Origin of the sequence: Mesorhizobium sp. M7A.F.Ca.MR.245.00.0.0 (genome assembly GCF_003997415.1) — a bacterium.
Classification (GTDB): domain Bacteria; phylum Pseudomonadota; class Alphaproteobacteria; order Rhizobiales; family Rhizobiaceae; genus Mesorhizobium.
Window position 1 is genome coordinate 127,200 of the sequence record NZ_RZTE01000001.1, and the last position, 22,720, is coordinate 149,919.

19 protein-coding genes and 2 pseudogenes are annotated in these 22,720 nt (G+C 57.6%); 6 read left to right on the plus strand and 15 right to left on the minus strand.

Annotated features, from left to right (window positions below; all coding sequences use genetic code 11):
- Nucleotides 1-59: 59 nt before the first annotated feature.
- Together EOB80_RS00640 and EOB80_RS00645 are read right to left on the minus strand one after the other, a co-directional pair.
- Nucleotides 60-923 (minus strand): DUF4435 domain-containing protein, encoded by an 864-nt coding sequence (locus tag EOB80_RS00640; RefSeq protein WP_127326318.1) that lies wholly within the window; start codon nucleotides 921-923, stop codon nucleotides 60-62.
- Nucleotides 901-2,271, minus strand: a complete 1,371-nt coding sequence (locus tag EOB80_RS00645) for an AAA family ATPase (RefSeq protein WP_127326319.1) — start codon at nucleotides 2,269-2,271, stop codon at nucleotides 901-903. Before EOB80_RS00645 ends, EOB80_RS00640 begins: the two co-directional genes overlap by 23 nt.
- 712 nt (nucleotides 2,272-2,983) lie before the next feature.
- On the opposite strand from EOB80_RS00645, the gene EOB80_RS00650 reads away from it, so the two are divergent.
- From EOB80_RS00650 to EOB80_RS00660, 3 genes are all read left to right on the plus strand, one after another.
- Nucleotides 2,984-4,243 (plus strand): hypothetical protein, encoded by a 1,260-nt coding sequence (locus EOB80_RS00650; protein ID WP_127326320.1) that lies wholly within the window; start codon nucleotides 2,984-2,986, stop codon nucleotides 4,241-4,243.
- A gap of 53 nt (nucleotides 4,244-4,296) precedes the next feature.
- Entirely contained in the window at nucleotides 4,297-4,506 is a 210-nt protein-coding gene (locus EOB80_RS00655; RefSeq protein WP_127326321.1) for a hypothetical protein, read from the plus strand.
- Between the two features lie 182 nt (nucleotides 4,507-4,688).
- On the plus strand, nucleotides 4,689-6,188 hold the full coding sequence (locus tag EOB80_RS00660; RefSeq protein ID WP_127326322.1) for an AAA family ATPase: 1,500 nt from the start codon (nucleotides 4,689-4,691) through the stop codon (nucleotides 6,186-6,188).
- 169 nt (nucleotides 6,189-6,357) lie between these two features.
- Here EOB80_RS00660 and EOB80_RS00665 read toward each other — a convergent pair whose 3' ends face one another.
- The 3 genes from EOB80_RS00665 to EOB80_RS35810 form a co-directional block, all read right to left on the minus strand.
- On the minus strand, nucleotides 6,358-7,068 hold the full coding sequence (locus EOB80_RS00665) for a site-specific integrase (RefSeq protein WP_245466198.1): 711 nt from the start codon (nucleotides 7,066-7,068) through the stop codon (nucleotides 6,358-6,360).
- A gap of 520 nt (nucleotides 7,069-7,588) precedes the next feature.
- A complete protein-coding gene (locus EOB80_RS00670) occupies nucleotides 7,589-7,840 on the minus strand; it encodes a hypothetical protein (protein WP_127326323.1) in 252 nt (83 codons plus the stop codon).
- 416 nt (nucleotides 7,841-8,256) lie between these two features.
- Nucleotides 8,257-8,562, minus strand: coding sequence for an HAD hydrolase-like protein (locus tag EOB80_RS35810; protein ID WP_348629480.1), 306 nt, complete (start codon nucleotides 8,560-8,562; stop codon nucleotides 8,257-8,259).
- Between the two features lie 113 nt (nucleotides 8,563-8,675).
- On the opposite strand from EOB80_RS35810, the gene EOB80_RS00680 reads away from it, so the two are divergent.
- Both EOB80_RS00680 and EOB80_RS34965 read left to right on the plus strand, forming a co-directional pair.
- On the plus strand, nucleotides 8,676-9,296 hold the full coding sequence (locus EOB80_RS00680; RefSeq protein WP_023828052.1) for an AbiEi antitoxin N-terminal domain-containing protein: 621 nt from the start codon (nucleotides 8,676-8,678) through the stop codon (nucleotides 9,294-9,296).
- 163 nt (nucleotides 9,297-9,459) lie between these two features.
- Nucleotides 9,460-9,720: pseudogene (locus EOB80_RS34965) on the plus strand (nucleotidyl transferase AbiEii/AbiGii toxin family protein); the annotation flags it as partial.
- A 60-nt stretch (nucleotides 9,721-9,780) separates the two neighbouring features.
- On the opposite strand, the pseudogene EOB80_RS00690 reads toward EOB80_RS34965, so the two are convergent.
- Both EOB80_RS00690 and EOB80_RS00695 read right to left on the minus strand, forming a co-directional pair.
- A pseudogene (locus EOB80_RS00690) lies at nucleotides 9,781-10,491 on the minus strand (alpha/beta hydrolase); the annotation flags it as partial.
- A 148-nt stretch (nucleotides 10,492-10,639) separates the two neighbouring features.
- A complete protein-coding gene (locus tag EOB80_RS00695; RefSeq protein ID WP_127326324.1) occupies nucleotides 10,640-11,410 on the minus strand; it encodes an alpha/beta hydrolase in 771 nt (256 codons plus the stop codon).
- 213 nt (nucleotides 11,411-11,623) lie between these two features.
- On the opposite strand from EOB80_RS00695, the gene EOB80_RS00700 reads away from it, so the two are divergent.
- On the plus strand, nucleotides 11,624-12,586 hold the full coding sequence (locus tag EOB80_RS00700) for an AraC family transcriptional regulator (protein WP_164762473.1): 963 nt from the start codon (nucleotides 11,624-11,626) through the stop codon (nucleotides 12,584-12,586).
- A 464-nt stretch (nucleotides 12,587-13,050) separates the two neighbouring features.
- On the opposite strand, the gene EOB80_RS00705 is transcribed toward EOB80_RS00700, so the two are convergent.
- The 8 genes from EOB80_RS00705 to EOB80_RS00740 form a co-directional block, all read right to left on the minus strand.
- Nucleotides 13,051-13,959 (minus strand): SMP-30/gluconolactonase/LRE family protein, encoded by a 909-nt coding sequence (locus EOB80_RS00705; RefSeq protein WP_127326326.1) that lies wholly within the window; start codon nucleotides 13,957-13,959, stop codon nucleotides 13,051-13,053.
- Nucleotides 13,960-14,154: 195 nt separating this feature from the next.
- The gene (locus EOB80_RS00710; RefSeq protein WP_245466200.1) at nucleotides 14,155-15,078 is read right to left on the minus strand and encodes an ABC transporter permease; all 924 of its coding nucleotides are present in this window, start codon (nucleotides 15,076-15,078) and stop codon (nucleotides 14,155-14,157) included.
- Nucleotides 15,079-15,137: 59 nt separating this feature from the next.
- Entirely contained in the window at nucleotides 15,138-16,100 is a 963-nt protein-coding gene (locus tag EOB80_RS00715; RefSeq protein ID WP_127326328.1) for an ABC transporter permease, read from the minus strand.
- Complete coding sequence (locus EOB80_RS00720) at nucleotides 16,097-17,620, minus strand: sugar ABC transporter ATP-binding protein (protein ID WP_127326329.1); 1,524 nt, start codon at nucleotides 17,618-17,620, stop codon at nucleotides 16,097-16,099. Before EOB80_RS00720 ends, EOB80_RS00715 begins: the two co-directional genes overlap by 4 nt.
- A 57-nt stretch (nucleotides 17,621-17,677) precedes the next feature.
- Nucleotides 17,678-18,793 (minus strand): sugar ABC transporter substrate-binding protein, encoded by a 1,116-nt coding sequence (locus EOB80_RS00725; RefSeq protein WP_127326330.1) that lies wholly within the window; start codon nucleotides 18,791-18,793, stop codon nucleotides 17,678-17,680.
- A 131-nt stretch (nucleotides 18,794-18,924) separates the two neighbouring features.
- A complete protein-coding gene (locus EOB80_RS00730; RefSeq protein WP_127326331.1) occupies nucleotides 18,925-19,872 on the minus strand; it encodes an ABC transporter permease in 948 nt (315 codons plus the stop codon).
- Nucleotides 19,869-21,452, minus strand: coding sequence for a sugar ABC transporter ATP-binding protein (locus tag EOB80_RS00735; protein ID WP_127326332.1), 1,584 nt, complete (start codon nucleotides 21,450-21,452; stop codon nucleotides 19,869-19,871). The genes EOB80_RS00730 and EOB80_RS00735 overlap by 4 nt, the downstream gene beginning before the upstream one ends.
- Nucleotides 21,453-21,515: 63 nt before the next feature.
- The gene (locus EOB80_RS00740; RefSeq protein WP_164762474.1) at nucleotides 21,516-22,658 is read right to left on the minus strand and encodes a substrate-binding domain-containing protein; all 1,143 of its coding nucleotides are present in this window, start codon (nucleotides 22,656-22,658) and stop codon (nucleotides 21,516-21,518) included.
- Nucleotides 22,659-22,720 lie beyond the last annotated feature (62 nt).

The window sequence follows — 22,720 nt, forward strand, 5'->3', positions numbered from 1 at the left end:
TTTTGTAACCTGGTACAAATCCTCGCAGCCAAACCGCAATTGTTGTCCTGACGTTTTTTCTATGCTCCGAGGCATATGTAAGGTGGGTTCGAGGCCTCCCAGCTTTTGATCTTCTTGTATAAGTCACTCACTCGGAAATCATCTATTCCAAATGCCAAGCGCAGTCTGCTTTCAATACCTTCAGCATCGACATCCTTCGCATTCTTTGTGCCCCAAAGTGACTGAAACGCCAAGCCGAGAACGGCTGACACATCATGCCCGCAGCACATCTGCAAGCGATCATGCTCAATTTTTTTCCAACTCTCTAATTCCTGTAAAAAACCTTCGAAGGGAACACCGAGTTTTTGCGAGTGATTGATTATCTCCTGAAACATGTCTTTCACGGCAAAGGTAAGCTTTTTATCTACATAGCGAAACTTCAGGCCGTCAAACTTCAACGAATGACCCTCCTTGATAGAGTGAAGTCGCGCTACACCGAGAACATATGCCACCGCAACCACGTCTGAACGAATATCGAAACCGGCCTCGCGGCGGGTTTTCGACTTTTCAGCGGAGCCTAGTTCTATCACTAATTTCTCAACGGCGGGTGACTTGAACATGGTAATTTCAATGTCGTGATCATCCGTCACTATCACATTCTGAACGTCCACTTCATTGCCTAAGAATAAATCGAAGTCACGGTCAATAATACACAGAACTCCAGAGACGGGAATAGCATTGAGGATGGTCATTGCTGTTAGTGAATTTTCGCGGCCCCATCCTATTACTATCTCGCAATTTCCGTCGGATATGTACGTCGCAAAAAATTTGAAATCAGACGGCCCCTCCACCAAGAGAGATAACTTGTCGGAGGCCGCCTTGAGCATAACAACCTCGGCGGCGACGGACGCGCCGTCCTGTTCATTTTGAATGGAGTAGATCATTAGCCGGTGGCTGCAACTGCACTGTGAGGTTTAGGTCCCGACCAATCAATTGTGGAGAATGCGTAGAGACAACGGCGTCAACTTGCGTCAATTCGATGATGCGGCGCAGGTCACTGAGAAATCGCTTTTGCCATGCGATATGCAAAGAAATTTCAGGTTCATCAATAAGTATCAATGTGTCTTTCTTGCTTTGGAATATTAGATCGTAGATTAATATTAACTCGTGCTGCTCTCCCGAGGAAAGATTTTCTGGCTTCAGCCCTTTCCCTCGTATGTCTTTAAAAACAAAACCGTCAGATCGGCTGATAGAGATAGATTTAAATTGAAAGCGGCTATTTATAATCTCCAGAAATAATTCAATTTTCTGTAATGTGTCCTCGTATATGGACAGTTTTGCTGTGGTGTCCTCAACGTATGTCGTTAGTATTCGTAGTGTTGCGTCATCAAATCGCGCGTCAGAAACGATGGTGCTGTCTTTCGCGCTGTCAAGTAAGCCCACTTTGGCCAGTCTAAGGCGTTGCTCTTCCAAGTCCGACAGTCTTTCACGTAAATCGTGCTCTGAGGGGAGTGCCCCCGACTTCTGCATACGTTGCAGCAATCGGTTTGGGAAAGTTTGGTCTAGCGCCTGAGAAAGCGTGGCACTTTCAGCAAGAAGTCGCTCAATCGATGACTGCAACTCTGTGGAGTACCTATGCACTGCCGGGGTGATGGCCGGCTCGCTCTGGCCATAGGACGTAGATTTCTTTTCGTAAGTGACCAACCGTTGGGTCTCGATCAAGCGACAACGCAGTGACGCTCTTACACTCTCCAGCCATTCGGGCAGTGGTGCGCGCCGCCGCATGCTCGGTGGCAGGCGGTCAGCATATCTAGCCATCATCTCTGACTGGCCGATTGTGTCTCCTATACGAGTGTCTAGCCATTCTCGGGTTGAAACTCGCCTAACGAAGGGGAGGTAGCGTTCCCAGTTGGCAGGTGAAACTTCCCATCGGCCCTCCGTTTCCCTCTTTTCATCGGGGTCCCAGACCATTGGCTCGCTGCCCCCGATGAGTTCGATCCTGTATCGGCGAAGGTCCCTTCGGGGAGCATCTGCGAAGAGTTCGGGTTGCAGTTCCGTCTGCTCAACGCGGAGCACCGATCCGCTCTCGAATTGATACTCTATCGTCGCAAACTCAATGTCCCGAAAGATGGAAAGACTGCCGCCAAACATTCCACTTATCAACTTGAGGACGACCGTTTTCCCGAAGCCGTTTGGGGCGTGCAGGATTGTTATCCGCTCGGATAGATTGAGTGGAATGACGTGGTCAAACAGGCCAAAAAGCCCGTAGACGCGAACCTCGCTCAAGCGCATGTAGCTCCCCTTTCAAGGAGGAATAAGCTGATAAAAACGGATTTGTCCATCCGTCGGCCTCGTGCCCTCTTCCGAGAAATATCTCCTAGTCTGAGTGAAAGCAGGCGCTCCAGACTATGTTCAATGGCGGTCGAAGTTGCAGCATCATCGTTTCGGCAACCGGATATCCTGGTACATGACCGGAACTGCCAAATCAAAGCGTCAAGTCGAGTCGAAGGTTGGATACTCTCATACGCCGAGGAATGTGCCAACCAAGAGGCCGTTAAACAGCCTTATCGAGACGATGGTTGAATAAATCTGCAATAACGATCGAATAATTTTGCACCCTGTTGCAAAAAAATTGGAGCCTCGCCGATAGTTGCGATCTAGGGCGAGGCTCCTCGGGTGCTTCTGTGGACACGTTGTCATGTCACGGGAACCCGACTATACTACACCCGCGATCTAGAAATTCAATGGGTGCTCCGCAATGCCTGACATAATATTGCCGGCCAACGACAATCCGTGCCTGTCATCAAGCGGTTCTCATCGATTATCTTCGTTCGGCGCAATTCCAAATTCCAGAGCGCTCTCTGAGGTCAGCGGTTGGTCGAACAGAGCGGACTCTCACGCGGCTGCCATCTGCGCTCCTATTAGGGGAACACAGTTTACATCACAGGGATCAAGGACATGTTGGCCACACGATCAACGAGTCCGATATCGATCACGTACAGGAATGAAGCCGTTCGACCCTGCTATGCCGGCTTGGTTCCTGTTTCCCCATCAGGAAAGCCAGTTCGACCGTATGCAGGTGACCGTCAGTTTCTCAGGTCGGAGTCCAGACTTGGATACGTTCCGACAGATGATGGAAGACGTTGGAGACTGGAATGGTTCCACACCGGATCAGGGGCGGCGTCCCGGCGGAAAGCGGTATCGCCTCGGGATCGTCAAGGGATGGCTTTTGGAGATAGCGGGTAGCCGTGAGGCTGGAACGGTCACTTGGCAACCTAATGGTCGGGTTTCCTTCAACCTAACTCTCGTGATCAACCTGACGCGCTTCCTAGCCCGCCACCACGGGAAGTCTTTGGATCAAATCGCCTTGATGACGCAAAACGAAGCGCTTCATCCTGTTGCCCAGCGGGCATCGCTCGTTTCCTTGGACGGCAAAGACAACGTCCTAGCAAGACAGGAAATGGGTGGGACTAGTTTCGAGCGGCGATCCGAGCGGTGGGAAGCCGCATTGAGAATTTACCTCGCGCACGTCCGTGCTCTGTTTGAAAATGAAATCGCCGAACTGTCGCCTGACGTTTTTCAAAATGCCTCGCCAATACGCTTCGAAGCTGTTCAGCAGGCCGAGGTGTATTGGGAGTTGTCGAGCGACGATGCCATCAGTGCGGTCGCCACGCTGCGCTCTGCACTGATGACCACCGCTTCGGAGGTACGAGCCACTTTTCCGCTGTCGTGCGGAATGGTGCGCGACGCGTGCTACGTGACACTGGAAGTGACCAAGGGCATCTTCGTTACGATATACGCTAAGGCTCATGATCGCCTCCGCTTCGAGGTGAAATACACTCGACCCATCCGCCAGATCGCAGATCGCGCCGGAGCTACGAACGGCAATGCAGCCAATGACCTGCTGGCACTTCGCAGCGATGCCGCTGATCGGATGCTCCGGCTGTGGATCGCTATTGCTCCCCTGCTGGGTGACGAAAGCGGCCCCGGCGATCTCTTCGACTTCATCCGCCTGTTTGCTCATGCAAATCCTCGGGAGGAGCACCGCATGTTGATTTCCCTACTCGGCAATAACCGCAGCGTAACCGACAGCGGCATTTCACCAGCAACCATCAAATCGCTTATCCGTGTCGGCGTATTAGGGCCAAGAGCGAGCGTTCGACACGGCGGCGTTAAGCGGTATCCACTAGCGCGGCGGTGGTCGCTGTTGTTTGATCAGAGGCTGGGTCGAAGCGACTGCCCATCGACCCAGCGGGCCGATTGACTAATCGCTGCGCTCGAAGAGGGCAACCGGCGCGTCGGAGAGGAGAATGGACAATGACGCTCGCAATTTGGATTTTCGTTTATGTGGCAGTCGGACTTGGCTTCCTGCTCCACCTCGTTGCACGACACCAGAACGCCGGCTTGATTGAGATGAAAGCCGCAGCAAGGCGCTATGAGGCAGCCGCGCTGTTTTCGATTTTGTTGTTCACGCTAATTTGGCCGGCAGTTTTTGTTCTCGCGAACTTCAATGCACGTCGTCAGTGACGGTCTACGTCCTTATTCCCGGCAAGTTTAGCTGGAATTGAGATCGCCTTGGCCTATGCTGATGGCACGATAAATTACTTCCCCGATGAGACGACGGTGGCCATTCTCATGAGCCAGCTTGATAGGCTTCAATATGATGTCCGCATGCTGGGAACGAATGCCGCACATTTAGAGGGTGCATCGTGCATAGCGGCCAGCCGTTCGTACGCGAACTGACTATCGACAACTTCCGCTGTTTTTCGGCGGAAACCGTCAAACTGGCGGTGCCAGACGGACAGCCGGGAAGCGGTCTGACGCTGTTTGTTGGCAACAATGGGACAGGGAAAACGGCTGTTCTTGAGGCGTTGGACTATCTATTCGGGGGCCGTTACAAAGCCGAAAGTAGGTTGAGCATCAGGGACTTCAACGACTTCGTGAAGCCCATATCGGTCACAGGCACGACCGACAGATTTAGCGTCAAATCGGAATTGGAGTTCTACAAGGGGAAATACTTCAATTGCATAGGACTGAAGTTTTCTGCGGCTCCCCGCGACAAAAAACAGGCAGGCAAATTGTTGTCATCTCCGATCTCGGCGAAGAGCGTTTTTACGCTGGACGAGAACGCTTACTACAACGAGAGTGACGGACAGCCGCATGTCCAAAGTCGGTCAGGCGATACCAAGACCGTAGACCCCCGAGAGTTGACGCTCGACACCGGAAAGGCTGGTACGAACGGGGTCAACGTCTTCTACTTCGACAAGAACCGCGCGCGTCATCTGGTCAGCGGCACGTACCGCACAACCTTTGATGCGATATGCGACGATCTCAACTGGAGATATCAGAAGAAGCTCCGCGAAGATGGTGCCCACGCGGATCATGCTTCCAAGGTTACGAAAGACCTGTTCATATGGGCGCTGGAATTGGCTCAAAAAGGGACGGGAGCGAAGTTAGGCGATCAGTTTAGTGAGTTCTTCGACAACGCCCATTTCAAAAATCTGCGATTTGAGTTGCTGTCGTTGCTAGAGCCGTTTTCGTCCGCGTTCCTTGCAGTTCGTGCCGAAGATCAAATCCAACAAGTGACGACAAAAAGCCTCGGCTCCGGGGTCGAACTGGTCTTAGCCCTTCTTCTGCAGCGGCTCCTTTCCGACACGGCCAAGGGCGAAAAAATACTGTTGATCGATGAGCCGGAAATGCACCTGCATCCCACCGCTCAACGGAAGCTGGCCGACTTGCTTCTTGAAGAAGCTAAGACCAGTCAGGTCATCGTAAGCAGCCATTCCCCGTATCTTTTGCAAAGGTTGGTCAAGTTCGGGACAACGAACGTCTTCAGTTCATCGGCAACCGGCAAGATCGAAATCGAGGCGCAAGATGCTCCCACGGGTTACTTCCCATGGAGCCCGTCTTTTGGTGAGGTCAACTTCAAGGCGTTCGCCATGCCGACAGTGGAGTTTCACAACGAATTGTACGGCTTCATTCAGGAGAAGAACGGCCTAACGAACCTCAATCAGGCCGACAGTTTTATTGCTTCAAAGGGTATTCCGACCGATCACACGTGGACGCACAGCGTGACGGGAGCTTCGCAGTCGGTCACTGAATGTACATATGTCCGTAACTGCATCCATCACCCCGAGAACCCAATCAACCCAACGTACGACGAGGCCAAGCTACACGCTTCGATGTTGAAGCTGATCAGTGCCCTTTAAGCATCTCAGCGGCTAAGAAACTCAAATTTTGCAACCGGTTTCAAAATGTACGCTAGTTGGTTCCAACATTGGCTCCAACATTTAGTCTTTATACCTTTGATTTTATTGCGAAATTTGTCCTATGGTTAGTTTCCCTCCGGGCCCACCATTGGCTTTCGATGCCATTGATTTAATTGGGTTTTTTGTACTTTTTTGTCCCACTTTCTTCCACCCCCTCCAAAAGTGGGACATTTTCGTTCTCGTTTCGATCGAATACCAGAAGCGTCCGGGCCGACTGCGCCACTATCCGGCGGCGTGCCTTGCGGATGTAATGATCGGGCTGCTGATACGTCGTCCAGCCGTAAATCGCCTTCAGCTGTTCATGCGTGGCACCGTTTTCTGCGGCAACGGTGGCGCCTGCCTTGCGGACCCCGTGGGCGCTGCAGCCCGGGAGCGCCGCTTCGTCGCACCATTGGCGCATCTTGTTACCAAGGCCGTTTTCCGAGAAAGGCCGACCGTACTCGGTGACGAGGAACGTCAGGTTGCCGGCCGGGGCGAAGGAAAGCTCATCCTCGAGTTCTGGGAGCAGAGGCAGTTCGACGACAATCGCTTCCTTGCGCACCTTGCTCTTGTCGGTCTTGCCAGGCTTGATCCTGATCCACTTCTCCCAGGTCCCGGTATCTTTGTTGCGAACCTGGGTAATGTGTTGTCTGCCGAAGATTGCTGCATCGGACAGTCGCAAACCTGTGAACATGAAAATCGCCAGCGCCATGCGAGCCATGGTGCCGCGCGCATGCCGTTTCTCATACTGGACGATCTCCGACACTTCCCAGGTGTGGAAACCTTCGCCATTGCCCGAAGTCAGGCGCTTTGCTCCGTTTGCCGGATTGACCTCGACCATCTCGGCATCCTTGGCCCAAGCGAACATTGCCTAATGGCTTTTGTAATATTGTTGGCTGCCCCCGGAGCGTCTGACCGGGTATCACGGAGCTCCTTGACGTGAGACCGCTTCATGGCCCCGAATGGTAATGAACCCTTCGTCGAGAAGTCCGGATTGACTGGCCCGCTCAGTGGGTGAGGCAGTTTGCAAACGCCTTCGAGTATTGTTCGACGTCGAAGCATCGTGTCTTCGCCGACCTCTGCGCCACCGCGCCGGAAATACTCTTGGCAAAGCCACATCAGGCTGCCCCGAGGGGCCACTGGCCTCACTACAGGCCTGACCACATTCTGAGCCGAAGCATAAGGAACGCCATCTCGCGCGCAGCGCACTTCTTCGTGGAACTCGGCTGAACCTGGCTTTTCTCGCAGACGGATCTTTTTTCTACCCGGTGCGCGGAAGTACAGCCGGATATTGCCGTGCCGATCCCTGTCTTCGACAACGCCTTTCAGATTGAATTTCACCATGGTGCTCGCCACGTCCATCATCTGCGATCCCAAGGATTATCGCTGGAGGACACGCCGTCAAGTTTGCTGTTGCGGTGTGGAAGCCGCCGGAATGCCTCTGCCAGTTCCTCCACGTCCCAGACATAGCGCTCTTTGCTGGGCATCCGCGGTTGTGGCATACGGCCATCCGCGACCATCTGGTCGAACGTCGTTGAACTGACGCCGATAGCTACCGCTGCCTGTTCTCGATTAATGCCGAACAGCAGGAGCCCGCCAAGTGAGCGTTTCATTGCTTTTCTCGCTGCACATCGCCTCGCGGGCTGAATTCCGCGACAGCGGAGCATTCACCTAAGAAGCAATCACGCTACCCTTTCCTTGCAATGCCTGGAATGGATCTGTCCGGCCAATGCGGCAAACGGCGGTAGCGGCGTGAAAATAGGATAGCAGACGGCGGCTGCGGGGGTTCGAGTCGGGAGAGCGCTACATCGCAACACCCACTATCAAAGAGGCGTTCTTCTGCTATCGGAGGCACGCGGCTTAGTCCAAAACTTTCCAATTTGGGGACAGAGGTTAGCCGATGCCGTCCGAAGGCAGATGTCACAGGTTCGAATCCTTTCGGATGCGCTCGACGGGTTCGGGACAACGGAAGCCTACAAATAGATTGCGACCGACCGAGTAGGCACCAATGCGCGTCGTTTCCACATGTTTATTCTTTCATGAGGATCTCGCCAAGATCGGCCAGGCTCTCGATCACGTGGTCCGGTCTGAATGGAAACCGCTCCATGTCAGCCCGCGTGCTCACCCCAGTAAGAACAAGGGCTGTCTTCAGACCCGATTCCAATCCAGCGACAACGTCCGTATCCATTCTGTCTCCGACCATGATCGTATCGGCTGCGCTCGGAAAGCGGTGATTTTGAAAGCGATGTTGTACGCCCACGTGTCGATGCTCCGCTGACCAGGAGAGCGTCATTGTGACTGGAGCGGCGAGTTGAGAAAGCCAAGGGCCAGACATTGGGATTGTGACAAATCCTGGGTATGATTTAAATGAGACCCAGGATTTGTCACGGAGCGACAATGTGACATATCCTGGGTATGATCGAAACGAGACCCAGGATATGTCACGTCATGGACCGGACTCAAACAACCCAACGCCAACAACTGGCTGCCCTCCTGGACACCCAGCCAATCATGCGCGCATATGAACTCCGCAAGGCCGGGATTGCGCCCGAGACGATCTCGCGCGCTGTCCACAATGGCCAACTCATCCGCATCTCCCGCGGCCTCTATCAACGCGCCGACAGTGAAGTCGAAACCGAGCAGGCGCTCGCAGAAGCTGCAAAGAGGGTCCCCAAAGGCGTCATTGCCATGGTTTCGGCGCTCGCCTTTCACGGGCTGACCGACCAGATGCCTCGCAAGATATGGGTCGCAATCAGCGCGAGGGACTGGGCACCGGTTCCTTCATATCCGCCGATCCGCATCGTCGAACTTCGTGACAGGTACATGGACCAGGGAATCGAGCATCATCGAATTTCGGGAGTCGACGTTCCGATCTTCTCGGTTCCGAAGACGCTCGCCGATATCTTCCGCAACCGCAAGCTGGTCGACCGCTCGGTTGCAGTGGAGGGGCTGCGAGCTGCCCTCGACCAGCGTAAGGCCACACCTGGTACTATCGCGGAGGCGGCAATCGCAGGCGACTCCTGGAAGATCATGCGCCCTTATCTCGAGGCTCTGACCTCGAATGGCTAGAGGCACTACAAATCAGGCTGCCTCGATCAAGCAGCGATTACTGAACCTCGCGCGCAAGGAAGGCCGGATCTATGAGGTCGTGCTGGTGCGCTACGCGCTAGAACGGATGCTCTACCGCCTGTCTGTCTCGGACCAGCGCGATCGTTTCATTCTGAAGGGAGGGATGCTCGTTACCCTATGGATCGACGGTGGCAATCGCGGGACGCGAGACGCTGACTTTCTTGGGCACGGCGATGCCAACCAGGAAAAGCTCAAAGCTACATTTGCCGAAATCATGGCAATCGCTACCGACGATGGGCTTGTATTCGATACCCAAGGCCTGACTGCAACTACGATCCGCGAAGAGATGGAATATGGCGGGGTGCGCCTACGCACGACGGCCTTTTTGGAGCGGTCCAGGATCCCAGTTACGATCGACATAGGGTTTGGCGACGCTCTAGCTGCAGCGGCGCAACCGCTCGCCTATCCATCGTTGCTTGGCATGGTGGCTGCCGCTGAGCACAAGGGCTGGCTGGTGGATGGCGCGCAGAGTGGCGTGCTCGGGATCAGGAGTGGCGCACCAGGTAATCAGCGCCTTGGCCTGCGGATCGGTCACCGTGCTGCCGTTATTGGTATCACGATCTTCCTTACGCACCTTCGCCCGCTTCAGAAACGCCAGGCCGGCCTGCTGGCTGGGGGACGACTTCGTGAAGAATAGCGGCAGGCGGGGGTCCGGCGCGTCGGTTTGGGAAAACGCGTCCTGCAGAACCGCCAACAGATGCTCCTCACCGCCTTTCGGAGCCGTGCCGACGAGGATGAGCTTGCGGACCAGAGTTGCGTGGTCGGCGGCGATCTGCTGCGCGATGAAGCCGCCGAGGGAAAAGCCCAGCAAGTCGACTTCGGAGAGGCCAAGCAGATTGATAAAGGCGACCGCGTCTCGGGCCATCGCCTCGATATTGTCGGGCGTTTAGCCTGTCGAGCGGCCGACCCCGGCGTTATCGAAAGCGATCACCGGTCGATCGGCGGCAAGGGCATTCACGACGGCGGGGTCCCAGGCGTCGATGTTGCCCGAGAAATGCTGCAGGAGAACCAGCGGCGTTCCGATCGATGGGCCGAGGCGGCGATAGGCAAAGCGGATTCCGCCGCCTTCGATGTAACGGGTGGGCGCCGTTTCTAGCGTGGCGGCGTCCTGAGTCGCGGTGTCGAGTTCAGTCATGTCATCCTCCGGATGCTTGGCATAAATAATCGAGTGGGAGTAGCTGGTGCGGTTTTGGCTAGGTTTGAGCCGCTCGTGGCCCAAGGCATTCCGTAGCCCGCCGACCAGACGTGGTGCTCCCGGCACGAAAGTGCCGGGAGCGGTATCGTCACTTCACGAGTGCGGCCTTTTCTATGACTGCGGCGACTTCCTTCGCATGGACGACGAGGGAGGCATGGCTGCCGGCGACCTCCGTCGTGTGGGCCTTCATCCTGTTGGCGAACATCTTCTGGACCTCAGGGGCGATGACCTTGTCCTTCGTGCTGATCACATAGAACGTCGGCTTATCGTGCCAGGCTGCCGTATCGACCGGAGCCTCGAATGCGGTGTGGTTCAACGGCAGCTGATGGTTTGCCAGGGATTCGGCGATCTCTGGAGGAAGGTCAGCCGCGACTGCCGAAGGAAACACTTTGGGATCGATGTAGAGATCGCCCTTCTCATCGGGATGAATTGCCGCGCCGCCTTCGGTGGCCGGACCGCTCTTGGCCAGGGTGGCCAGGGATTGTCCTACGTCGGGCGCGAATGCGGAGACATAGACGAGCGCCGAGACCTTCGGATCGTCACCCGCTTGCGTGATGACAACGCCGCCCCAGGAGTGGCCAACGAGAACGGTCTTGCCGTTCTGTTTCGCGAGCGCCTGTTTGGTGGCATCGACGTCAGCTTCGAGGGAGGTGAGCGGGTTTTCGACGAGCGTTACGTTGTAGCCCTTCTTCGTGAGGATATCGGCAACCGGCTTCCAGCTCGTCTGGTCGACGAAAGCGCCGTGGACGAGCACGATATTATGAGCCGCCCCCTTAGGCAGTTGAGCTGATTGGGCGGGGGCGGCAATTGCTGTTCCGGCCATGAGGACTGTGGCGACGGAAAGTAGAAGATTTCGCATTGGATTGCTCCGGTTGGATGGCGGACGACGCGCGTCCGGGAATGGGCAGCCGTCTGTGCGAAGCCACGGTCCATCCATCTGCCGGTTAGCGAATGAATGACCTCGCGATGCATCGGGCCGCTGCGACATGAGATCGTCCGCGAAGGTCGCGGACGCTAGGGCACAATCGTCCGAATGTTGTGTCGGATCGTCCGAAGGGCTAACGTCAGTGACATGGACATCCTCGCTGAAGTGCTTGATCGCATTCGCCTTGGCGGAACCTTGCTGTTCCACTTCGAGCTCGGCCACCCCTGGAATCTTGCGTTGCCAAAGCGCCCTTACGCCCTGTTCCACTATCTCAGCCGTGGTTCGGCTACCCTCGCGCTTGAACAGGGACGAGAGCTCCACATGACCGAGGGCGACTTTGTTGTCGTCACGCGGGGCGAGCCCCATGTGATCTACTCGGATAGCCAGGCGGAGCCGGTACCGATTGTCGACATCGATCGATTAGCCGGGCGTCTTGGCCTCGTTCGTCATGGAGGCGGCGAGCAGCCGCACGCGATGATGATCTGTGGTAATTTCACTGTGGCAACCCCCTCGCGCGGTAGCGTTTTGGAATTGCTTCCGCCCGTGCTTCTCCTGAAACCCACGGAAGACGGAGTATGGCTCGCGGCGATTCTGCAACGCATGATGAGCGAGGCGGCGTTCGAGCGTCCCGGACAAGGCGTTGCGCTCTCACGTCTGACTGAAGTGCTCTTCGTCGAGGTGTTGCGAAGCTGGATCAAGTCGCTCGGCCCCGGAGAAGGCGGATGGCTGGGGGCCATGGCAGACCCACACATTGGGCCGGCACTTCAGTTGATCCACGAACGGCCGGATCGGCCCTGGACGCTTGGCGACCTCGGGCAAAGCGTGGGACTTGGTCGTTCTGCGTTTTCGGCCCGCTTCACCAAGCTGGTCGGCGAGTCCATGTACCGTTATCTAATCGCACGCCGGATGTCGGAGGCCGCTTTTCTGCTCGAAACAAGCGACGAGGGAATTGCACGGATTGCGACCCGTGTCGGCTACGAGACTTCGGCCGCGTTTTCGAAGCTGTTCCTTCGACATCATGGCCTCTCGCCTGGCCGTTATCGAGCAGTTCGCCGGTCTGACGGTGGCCTAAGGCAAGGGCGCGCTCTGGAAGCAGAAGTCGCCGATTGACCTCGACCGAGCTGGCTTCAGGGAAGTCTGGCGGTGGGCGGCGGAGCAGCTCCGGGAGGAGTGCCAGGTTTGTTCACAAATGGCGCGCCCTGAGATATCCCAACTGTCGTCTAGTTTTGGCTTGATCACAGCCGCGACCACTGTTTTTTCGCGAGGTTGCCATTTTTTGCTTGCGGCCCGCGACTGCCATTTCTGAACACCGCACTCTGGATTTTCCAGGGAAATGGCCAATGTTCCGAGTCTTGCTCGAAAAGTCGCATCAACACAGGAGAGTTTTCTGGCTGCGGGTAGGGTCTCCGATCCTAAGTCCGAGTTCACCAACGGCCAAATTCTGGATTTGCGCTAAGCGATTGCATTTGCTAGTATAAACCCGCGCTTGTTGGTCAACCCGACCACCGTCGACAATGGATTGCTCAACCTGGGACGGACGGGATTGTAAACCGGTCACCGGAAATTTTGCTCGCTCAGCAGACCTGCAACCCGGTTGTGTTGAGATAGACGGCATAGAGCGAGCTGCTGGCGGCGATGAACAGGCGATTTCGATGAGGTCCGCCAAAGCAGACATTGGCGACAGTCTCAGGAACAAGAATCTTGCCAAGAAGCGTACCGTCCGACGCAAAGCAGTGCACGCCGTCGCCAGCTGACACCCACAAATTGCCGTCCACATCGATCCGAAAGCCATCGGGGATGCCGGGATCGATCTCGGCAAAAATGCGACCATTCGAAAGGCGGCCGTCTTCGCCCACATCAAAGCAACGCATATGGTGCGGTTTATCTTGGCCGTGGGAACGGCCGCTGTCGGCGATATAGAGATGTGCCTCGTCCGGGGAGAAGGCAAGGCCGTTTGGCTTGTCGAAGTCGCCGGCAGCCACCGATAGCGTACCTGACCTTGGATCAAGGCGGAGGACGTTGCAGGCTCCGATCTCACTGGGAGCTTTGTAGCCCTCATAGTTGCTCAGGATGCCGTAGGGCGGATCGGTGAACCAGACAGTATCGTCGGATTTGACCACGACATCGTTGGGAGAATTGAGACGTTTGCCCTCGAGCCGATCGGCCAAGATGGTGATGCTGCCGTCATACTCAGTGCGCGTGACGCGCCGCTGCCCATGTTCGCAGCTGACCAGGCGTCCCTGCCGGTCGCGCGTATTGCCGTTGGAGAAATTCGAAGGATAGCGGAAAACGGAAACATTCTCCGTCACTTCATCCCACTTCAGCATCCTGTTGCTGGGAATGTCGCTGAAGAGCAGAAAGCGGCCATCGGCGAAGTACACGGGCCCTTCAGCCCAGCGCATTCCAGTATGGAGTTTTTCAAGTTTGCACAGAGAGATAATGAAATCTTGGAAGCGATCATCCAGAACCTCGTAGTATGCCATTTTGACATGCCTTGCTTGCTGGGGTTGCCTTGCCAGCCGACCGGCCCGTTTGGGCTTGCACTCGGCCTGATGGAACATTTCAATGTCGCGAGAATGCCTGCGCAACTCGCGCTCGGCGCCATCGGTATCACAGCCTTGACTGCCTCATGGACGTGGACACGGCATCCACGTTGGATCGCTGACCGCCATTGGCTTTCAGATGCCTTCCTTCTTGTTGGTGAGCCCGTGCACCAGCAGCATGACCAGGATGATCGCACCGAAGATTATCTGGCGCGCAGCGGGGGGCATTTGCATAACCGACAGGATCGACGACAGAAGCGTGATGAAGATCGCACCGGCGAACGTGCCGATATAGTTCCCTCGGCCGCCCTGAATCGAGGTCCCCCCAATCACCACGGCCGAGATCACCGGCATGAGATAAGGGTCCCCCATGCCCTGATAGGCCTGATTGGTGTAGCCGAGCAGGAGGATGGCGCCGAAACTGGAAAACACCCCGGCAAGGACGAAAGTTGCCACCATAACCATACGAACCCGCGCCCCAGCGAGAAACACGGCACGTCGCGAATTGCCCAGTGCGTAGAGATAGTTTCCATAAACGGTCCGTTTGAGAACCCAGATGGTGATCGCGGCGACCACCAGCCAAACGAGAAAAGCATTGGGGATGCCGAAGGTCCGGCCGGTCGCCGCCTGCGTGGCCGGCCAGGGAACCTCACCGTTGGGACGGCTGTTGCCGGTGTAGAAGACCGCAGCGCCAAACAGCATGGCGTTGACGGCCAGCGTCCACACCATCGCAGGCACGCGAAAGACGGCAACACCGATGGCGTTCAAGAGGCCGACTGCAATGCCAAGGCATAGGCCCAGGGGAATTGCCAGGCTGGCAACCAGGGGATTGGAGCTGCCAGAGGCCGAGATGACTACGATCGCCGTGCCAGTAATGGTCCACGGTACCGAAAGGTCGATCTCGCCGAGCAGGATCACCAGCATCGCGCCGGTGGCGACGATGCCAAGAAAGGCGGCGATCTGAAGCTGTTGCAGGATGTAGCCGGGCTTCAGGAAGCCGGGATACAACAGGGAACCACCCAACAGCAGAGCCACGCAGCCCAGCGCGATCAGCAGCACCGATACACGGTCTCGGTTGAGCCAGCGGGAGGTAACGGTTCGCTCAGTTGCACCGGTCATCAGCGGTACAACTCAAGCCGGCTGCGCACCCGGAAAACGCCGAGCGCGCCGAGTGCAATTGCAGTTGCGAGGATCAATCCCTCGAAGAACGGTTGCGCCAATGGCGGCAGGCCGGAGAAGAACATCAGCGACGAGATGGTCTTTAGGATCAAAGCGCCGATCACTGCGCCGATGGGGCTGCCAACACCACCGCTTAGCGCAACACCGCCCAACACGACGGCGGCGATCGAGTTCAGCGTGTAGGACGGCGCAATATTCGGATCGCCAGTCAGCGTAACCATACTGACATAGGTGCCGGCAAGAGCTGCGACAAAGCCGCTGCTGCCGTAGGCGACGAGCTTCAGCCGGTTCACGCGAAGGCCGGTCATATAAGCCGACTGTTCGGACGACCCGATAGCATAGAGGCCGAGGCCGATGGCCGTGCGGCGCAGAAGCACCAGCAATACGACGAGAACGATGACAAGAATGACCGCCGAGACCGGGATGCCCGCTACTGCATAGGTGAGCGCGTCCGACATCGTCTCATCGATGCTGCCTCCAGGCGTTGGCCTCAGAAGCAGGGCGATGCCGCCGAATATGCCACCCGTCGCCAGGGTCGTGACGATTGGCTGCACCCCTCCGTAGACGACCGCAATCCCGTTCACCAGTCCGCAGGCCACCCCGACGGTGAGCACCACCACCATGCCAAGGGCGATCGACGTGGGAGATCCGTGGAGGAGGAAGGATCCCATCACGTTGGTCAGCGCAATGATCGACCCTACCGAAAGGTCTATGCCCTTGACCAAAACGACAAAAAACTGGGCGATCGCGGCGAGCCCAAGCAGCGTCCCCTGGTTTGACCAGATGGTAACCACATAGGTCGAAAAGCCGCGCGGATGAATGGCGATATAGCCAGCGAAAAGTATCACCAGCCCGAGCGCGGCGATCGTTTCCCTGGCATTTTGGCGAAGCCAAGTCATCATGCTTGGACCCCAGCGTGAAGGTGCACGTTCATCGAGGCGGCGATGAGGGCATCGGCGGACAGGTGATCCCCCGTCAGTTCCTTGGCCACACTGCCCCGGTAGAAGACGTACACCCGGTCGCACAAGTGAATGAGTTCTTCATAGTCGGTCGATTGCAGGATCACGGCCATTCCTTCGGCCGCCAGATCCGTGAGCAGCCTGTAGATCTGCGCCTTGGTCGGCAGGTCAATGCCGCGGGTAGGGTCCATCAGCAGCAGACATTTGGGCGACAGCACAAGCCATTTGGCCAGTACCACCTTCTGCTGGTTGCCGCCCGACAGCGTCGCGATGGGATCGTCCAGCGAACCGTAGGTCAGGGCCAGACGTTCGATCAGCTCCTGCAGCCGGGCCTCGCTGGTGCCGTCCAGGTCAAGCAGGCCGAAGGGGGCCCGCCCAAGGGCCGCCAAGCGCATGTTTTGCGCAACAGACATGCTGGGGATCAGCCCCTCGGTCTTGCGATCCTCAGGCACGAGCGCCAGACCGATATCGGATTGTTTCACCCTCGGCGGCTGCAGACCATTCAGCCGCTTGCCATTCAACGTGATGCGGCCCGTCACTCCGCGCAGCACACCGAAGACCGCATGCATGATCTGCTGCTGGCCCTGGGCATCCAAACCGCCGAGCCCGACAATTTCGCCGGCGCGAGCGGCGATCGACACGTCGACAAGCTGGTTTTGCCAACTGACGTTGGACACATCCAGAACGATCGGCGCCGCGTCGGGCACGGGCGGGCGGCGCGGCGGAAACAGCTCCTCCAGCGAGCGGCCAATCATCAGGCCCACGATCTCATCGGTCGTGCGCGCGCCAACGTCGAAGGTCTCGATATGTCTGCCATTGCGGAAGACCGATATGCGGTCGGCGATGGCGTCGACCTCGTGCATGCGATGCGAAATGAAGAGGATCGCGACACCTTGCTCCTTCAGCATTCTCAGGACACCGAACACCGTTTCGACGAGCTCGCTGGTCAACGCCGACGTCGCCTCGTCAAGGATAAGAAGCTTGGGCTTGCGGAACACGGCCTTGGCGATTTCCACGAGCTGGCGTTCGGACAGCGATAGGCCAGAGACTCGGGCGCTGAGCGGGATCGACTTGGCCCCGACAAGATCCAGGGCCTCGCGCGCTTCACGATAAACGCTGCGCTCTATCATCCCCATCCGGGTGCGCGGGGCCGCGAGCACGATATTGTCGCCAACCGAAAGATGCGGCATCAGCGACAGCTCTTGGAACATGCAGACAGTGCCCTGTTCGGCCGCCTCCCGCGGGGAGGAGAAGCGCACCGTCTGCCCGCCGATGGAGATCGTTCCCGCGTCCGGCTGGATGACACCGGCCAACAATTTCATCAGAGTCGATTTGCCCGCGCCATTCTCGCCGAGAATGGCGTGCACCCGTCCCGGCTCGCAGCGGAAATCCACTGCGGTCAGCGCTGGAACGCCGCCGTAGGATTTTGACACCGATTTCAGTTCAACATAGCGATCGGCCATGCGTGCTCCGTTGCTGCCGACCTGGCCGGCCTAACGCCGGCCAGGTCGCGTCATAGCTCAATTGGCGTTGTCGGCCGTCTGGCCTTTCAGCTCATCGGGCGTGAACACGGGGAAACACTGCGGAAAGCCGGTGGCCGTGTAGAAGGTCTTTGGCAGATCGGGGAAAAAATCCTTGCCTTTCGCCAGATCCGCATTGTTCTTCTGGGGGATTGGCAGGAACACCTTCTGCGGCAGCGCATTGCCCTCCAGCAACACGACCGAGGCCTCCAGCGCCATAGCGGCCAGGGCCGGCGCCTGTGCCGCCGTGATGCCAGGATACTTGCCCTTGTTGACCAGCATGCGCGTGCCATTGCCGGCATCGAACCCGACCGGGACGACCGGGTGCTTCGCGGCGGCCATCGCCTCGAGTGCGCCAACCGAGCCCTCTTGAACGACAATGCCATCAAAATTGCCGCTGGTGGCAATGGCGTCGGATGTCACTTTCGAGGCGGTGCCCACATCCCAGTCGCCCTCGACCTTGACCACCTTTAGCTCGGGATATTTGGAGAAGACCTCGCTGAATCCCGCTTGGTTGTCACGATCGACGCTGTTGCCCGGGACACCGTCGATTTCGAGAACCTGGCCCGAGACATTGCCCTTCTTGGCCTTGATGCCATCAACCACGGCCTGCGCCTTGATCCGGCCAAGTTCGACCTGGTCTTCGTTGATCTGCACGACCTGGTCGGAGTCGAGCACATTGTCATAGGTGACCAGCACCACACCGGCTTGCTTGGCGCGCCTGACCACTGCATCGAAGGCGGTGGGATTGACGGCATTGATAATCACGGCGTCGTAGCCGGCGGCGATGAAGTTGTCGATCGCCGAGATCTGTGCGGTGGAATCGTTGCCAACCGAAACGATCTTCAGCTCGGACAGCTTGGATTTGATTTCGGGACGGGCGCCCCAGGCTTTGGCGGTCTGAATGGAATTCGCACGCCAATCGTTGCCGACATATCCGTTGACCAGGGCAATTTTGTAGGGTCCGGCCTTCTTCGGATAGGAGATCACCGAGGCACTGTTTGGCGCAGCAGCATAGCAGCCGGGCTTGTAGGTGTCTTGCGCCCAGGCACTGGTGAACATTGCGGTGGATGCAACCAGAGCACCCAACATCAGAAGCGTCATACGTCTGGTCATTTCACTTTCCTCCCTGTTTCTCCAGCGACGCTGGTTTTCAAACTGAAACTGAACTTTCCTGCGCCACGGCTACCGCCGCGGAGGCCAAATTCTGGAATGCGCGCCTGTGGTCCGATCATTGGGTCTGTTCCTCAACGCCGATTCAACGAGACGGCAATGATGATGATGGCACCCTTGATGACCTCCTGAATGCTGGTCGAAAGACCGAGCACGAGAAGACCAAACCCGAGAATACCTATGAAGATCGCGCCGACGACGGAGCCGACGATTGATCCATAGCCGCCAAAGAGACTTGTCCCGCCTATGATCACGGCCGCGATCACATCCAGTTCCAGACCCGCTCCCAGGCTGGGATTGCCAGCCGTGGAGCGGGCTGCGAGCATTAGTCCCGCAAGGGATGCGGTCATGCCGGATAGTACAAAGGCGAAAATCTTGACGCCGTCCGTGCGCACACCGGAAAAGCGCGCGGCAACAGCATTTCCACCGGTTGCATAGACACGTCTGCCGTAGGGCATCTGATGCAGCAGGTAGTAGCCGGCGGCCGTAAGGACGATCGTCCACCAGATCGGTGCCTGTACGCCCAGAAAACTACCGTTCCAGAACAGATCCGAAAAATCATCGTCGACGATCGACACTGGCCGGGTTCCGGTGATGGTCAGCGCCAGTCCGGAGAAGATAGACAACATGCCAAGCGTCACAAGAAACGATGGAATACGCAGTTTCGTAACAAGCACGCCCGACACCGCTCCGATCGCGGCCCCGGCGCCCAACACCAGAAGGGCGGCGAGATAGGTGGGGACACTTTGATCGAGCAGCAACGCTCCGATCATACCTGAAAAGCTGGCAACCGACCCGACCGACAGGTCGATTTCGCCGCAGATGATGACGAACGTCATGCCGATCGCCATCACGGAGACGATGGCTGTGATGCGCAGAACGGCGCTTGCGGTTGAGACCGACGCAAAGTGGGGGGCGAACAAGACGAAATAGAGGGTGATCGCCAGGAAGATCACATAGGTGATGTGATCGCGGAAAAAATTCATCGCACTTGCGCGCATCGGCATCGAGGACGGTTTCATGCTGCAACTCCCTGAGCGCGTACGCTGGTCTGTCTGGCGGCCTCGGCCTGCAGCAACGCGCGAAGCCCGGTCTCGTCGTGCGCGCTGCCCATGCTGCGCGTTATCCGCCCCTGCGCCATCACCAGAATGCGATCGGACAAATCCAAAAGTTCTTCGAGTTCCGAAGAAATGAGCAGCACGGCGACGCCATCGCCTGCCGTGCGGCGCACAAGCTCGCGCATATCGCGCTTGGCGTTGACATCGACGCCGGAAGTTGGCTCATCGAGGATCAACAGCTTCGGTTTCATTGCCAGCCATTTTGCAAAGACGATCTTCTGCTGATTGCCGCCTGAAAGCTCCTGGGCTTTTTGTAAGGGACCGCGGCACAGGATATTAAGGTCGTCGCGGTATTGTCTGAACAGAGCCGCTATTCGCGCCTTCGCCATCGGTCCAAAGGGACCCGCGAGCGAGAAATCGGAAAGACGGGGAAGCGCAAGATTCTCCTCGATTGAGCGCCCGCCAACAAGCCCCTCGAGCCGGCGGTCTTCTGGAACAAGCGCGACCCCAGCAGTGATGGCCCCGCTGACGCTGCCCAGCCGAACGGGTTCGCCTGCGACACTGATGTGGCCGGATACGTCTGGAAGGATGCCGAACAAAGCCTTGCCCAAGGTCGAGCGGCCGCTGCCGACGAGCCCGGCAAGTCCGACGATCTCGCCTGGATCGATCGAGAACGATATGTCGGACAGCTTGCGCGACGTGGCTAGATCGCGGACCTCAAGAGCCGGCGCCCCGACCGACGTTGCCGGGCGGCGTTTTGTGCGCGCCGCTGCGGTCGGCAAAGGCGCGTCGCCCCTCGGCCGCGACATCATCGCAGCGATATCCTCGATGGATGTCTTGCTCGGATCAAGTGGGCCAACCAGTCGGCCATCCTTGATGATCGAGATGCGATCCGAAAGCCGCAGCACATCGGCCATGCGATGGCTGATGTAGACGATACCGATCCCGTTTTGCTTCAGCTGACCTATGGTGCGAAAAAGCGTTTCTTCCTCGTGGATGGTCAGAGATGAAATCGGCTCATCCATGACGAGCAGCTTGGCGCCCCGCGAGATCGCCTTGAGGATCTCGACCATCTGCCGTTGGGCGAAGGCCAGATCGCCCACGCGCGCGGAAGCGTCAAGCGAGAAGGCGTACCGCTCGATCAGAGCCTGGGCATCACGAACCATTTTTCTGCTGTTGATACGCCGGCCAAAGGAGAGGGGCTCGCGAAGGACGAAGAGGTTTTCGGCAACCGATCGGTTAGGCAAGACGCTCAGTTCCTGGAAGATCATTGCAATACCGCGATCGATCCTCTCGCGAAGCGACAAGCTGGTGACGTCCTCTCCGGCGAACAGAATGCGGCCTTCATCCGTTCGATAGGCTCCCATGAGAATCTTCATGAGCGTCGATTTGCCCGCACCGTTCTCGCCGAGCAGCGCGTGCGTTTCACCGGCCATGACCTCGAACGAAATATCAGACAGCACGCGGTTCGCGCCAAACGACTTGCTGATGCGTTGCATCGCTACGATCGCGTTCTGAGACGTTGAAGTTTTCGCTTCGGCCATGACGATTTTCTCGATCGCTGGGGGGCGTCGGCGGACTGCTGGAGCCCGCCGACGAAAAGTGGGCTAGAAGCACTCGCCGTTGCAGATTTTTACCACCGAGGCGGGAGCATCTTCCTTGGTGACCTGCTTGAGGGCACTGAGAAGGTCGAGCTTCTTGACGCGCAACGTCGGCACCGAAATGTATGGCGGGACGTCATGTCCAAGCAACGCAAGCGCGGCCGCCTTGGCCTCGGCGACGCCCTGGTCGTAGGGACGCTGCGCGCCAACGGCCAGAAACTCGCCACGTGCAACGTTCAGTGCGCTGTCAGCGGCAATGTCATTCGTGGTGACGACAATATCGCGGCCGAGTGTCTTTGCCGCAGCCACGACTTGCTGGGCGGGCGTGTCCCAGGCAACGAAAATACCCTTCATGTCGGGATGCGCCGTCAACATTGCGGTGGCAACCTCGTAGGCCTTCTCTGGCGCCGTGAAGGTGCCGACATCCGCGACCTTGATGTCGGGATGTTCACCGAATGCCTTCAAGGCACCGACCTTGCGGGCCGCGACGGAGTAGTAATAGTCATAAACCAGCGTGATGATGCCGACCTCACCCTTGCCACCAATCGCCCCGACAAGTTCCTGCGCGGCGAAATAGGCGTTCTTCTCATTGTCGGAGGCGACAACGGTCACATAGTCCTTGCCCGGCGCCATATCGACCGGGACGTTGTCCATGAAAACCAGCTTGATGCCGGCTGCCGCCGCCTTCTTGTAGGCTTCGGACTCAGATTTCGGATCGATCGGAATCGAGAAGATCACGTCCGGCTTGCGGGCGGTCATCTGCTCCAGATCGCTGATTTGCTGGCCGGGCTGGAACTTGGCGTCGGTGGTTCCGACGACTTCGATACCGAGGTCCTTGAGCGTGTTGCTGATTCCGGCGACCTGCAACTGAGGCCAACCGGCATCCATGGTGTGCATCACCAGTCCAGCGGTAAACTTTCCAGCCTTGAGCTTGGCAAGGTCCTCATCGGAGAATTTCAGCACGTCCGGCGACACCGCCGGCGGACCGTCCGGGAAGCCTGGGACGGGTTGACCCCTCGGCGATAGGGGCAGCGGCTCGAGCAGAGCTTTTGCTTCCGGTGGGATGGTGTCATCGGCGAGAGCCGACGATGCGGCCAGTCCCGATAGCGCCAAGGCCAAGGCGGCCGCCATAAATCCACGATAGTGCATTTCATTCCTCCCGATCATATGAAACGGCCGTAGCGGCCGGGTGGCGACCTGGCTGGTCGTAC

Excerpts from the sequence above, each read along its gene's own strand:
- EOB80_RS00720 (WP_127326329.1), bottom strand. The coding sequence starts at position 17,620 with ATGGCCGATCGCTATGTTGAACTGAAATCGGTGTCAAAATCCTACGGC.
- EOB80_RS00650 (WP_127326320.1), top strand. The coding sequence starts at position 2,984 with ATGAAGCCGTTCGACCCTGCTATGCCGGCTTGGTTCCTGTTTCCCCAT.
- EOB80_RS00695 (WP_127326324.1), bottom strand. The coding sequence starts at position 11,410 with ATGCGAAATCTTCTACTTTCCGTCGCCACAGTCCTCATGGCCGGAACA.
- EOB80_RS00735 (WP_127326332.1), bottom strand. The coding sequence starts at position 21,452 with ATGGCCGAAGCGAAAACTTCAACGTCTCAGAACGCGATCGTAGCGATG.
- EOB80_RS00665 (WP_245466198.1), bottom strand. The coding sequence starts at position 7,068 with ATGGTCGAGGTCAATCCGGCAAACGGAGCAAAGCGCCTGACTTCGGGC.
- EOB80_RS00645 (WP_127326319.1), bottom strand. The coding sequence starts at position 2,271 with ATGCGCTTGAGCGAGGTTCGCGTCTACGGGCTTTTTGGCCTGTTTGAC.
- EOB80_RS00725 (WP_127326330.1), bottom strand. The coding sequence starts at position 18,793 with ATGACCAGACGTATGACGCTTCTGATGTTGGGTGCTCTGGTTGCATCC.
- EOB80_RS00730 (WP_127326331.1), bottom strand. The coding sequence starts at position 19,872 with ATGAAACCGTCCTCGATGCCGATGCGCGCAAGTGCGATGAATTTTTTC.
- EOB80_RS00705 (WP_127326326.1), bottom strand. The coding sequence starts at position 13,959 with ATGGCATACTACGAGGTTCTGGATGATCGCTTCCAAGATTTCATTATC.
- EOB80_RS00670 (WP_127326323.1), bottom strand. The coding sequence starts at position 7,840 with ATGAAACGCTCACTTGGCGGGCTCCTGCTGTTCGGCATTAATCGAGAA.
- EOB80_RS00715 (WP_127326328.1), bottom strand. The coding sequence starts at position 16,100 with ATGATGACTTGGCTTCGCCAAAATGCCAGGGAAACGATCGCCGCGCTC.
- EOB80_RS00680 (WP_023828052.1), top strand. The coding sequence starts at position 8,676 with ATGGACCGGACTCAAACAACCCAACGCCAACAACTGGCTGCCCTCCTG.
- EOB80_RS00700 (WP_164762473.1), top strand. The coding sequence starts at position 11,624 with ATGGACATCCTCGCTGAAGTGCTTGATCGCATTCGCCTTGGCGGAACC.
- EOB80_RS00740 (WP_164762474.1), bottom strand. The coding sequence starts at position 22,658 with ATGCACTATCGTGGATTTATGGCGGCCGCCTTGGCCTTGGCGCTATCG.
- EOB80_RS00640 (WP_127326318.1), bottom strand. The coding sequence starts at position 923 with ATGATCTACTCCATTCAAAATGAACAGGACGGCGCGTCCGTCGCCGCC.
- EOB80_RS00655 (WP_127326321.1), top strand. The coding sequence starts at position 4,297 with ATGACGCTCGCAATTTGGATTTTCGTTTATGTGGCAGTCGGACTTGGC.
- EOB80_RS35810 (WP_348629480.1), bottom strand. The coding sequence starts at position 8,562 with ATGTCTGGCCCTTGGCTTTCTCAACTCGCCGCTCCAGTCACAATGACG.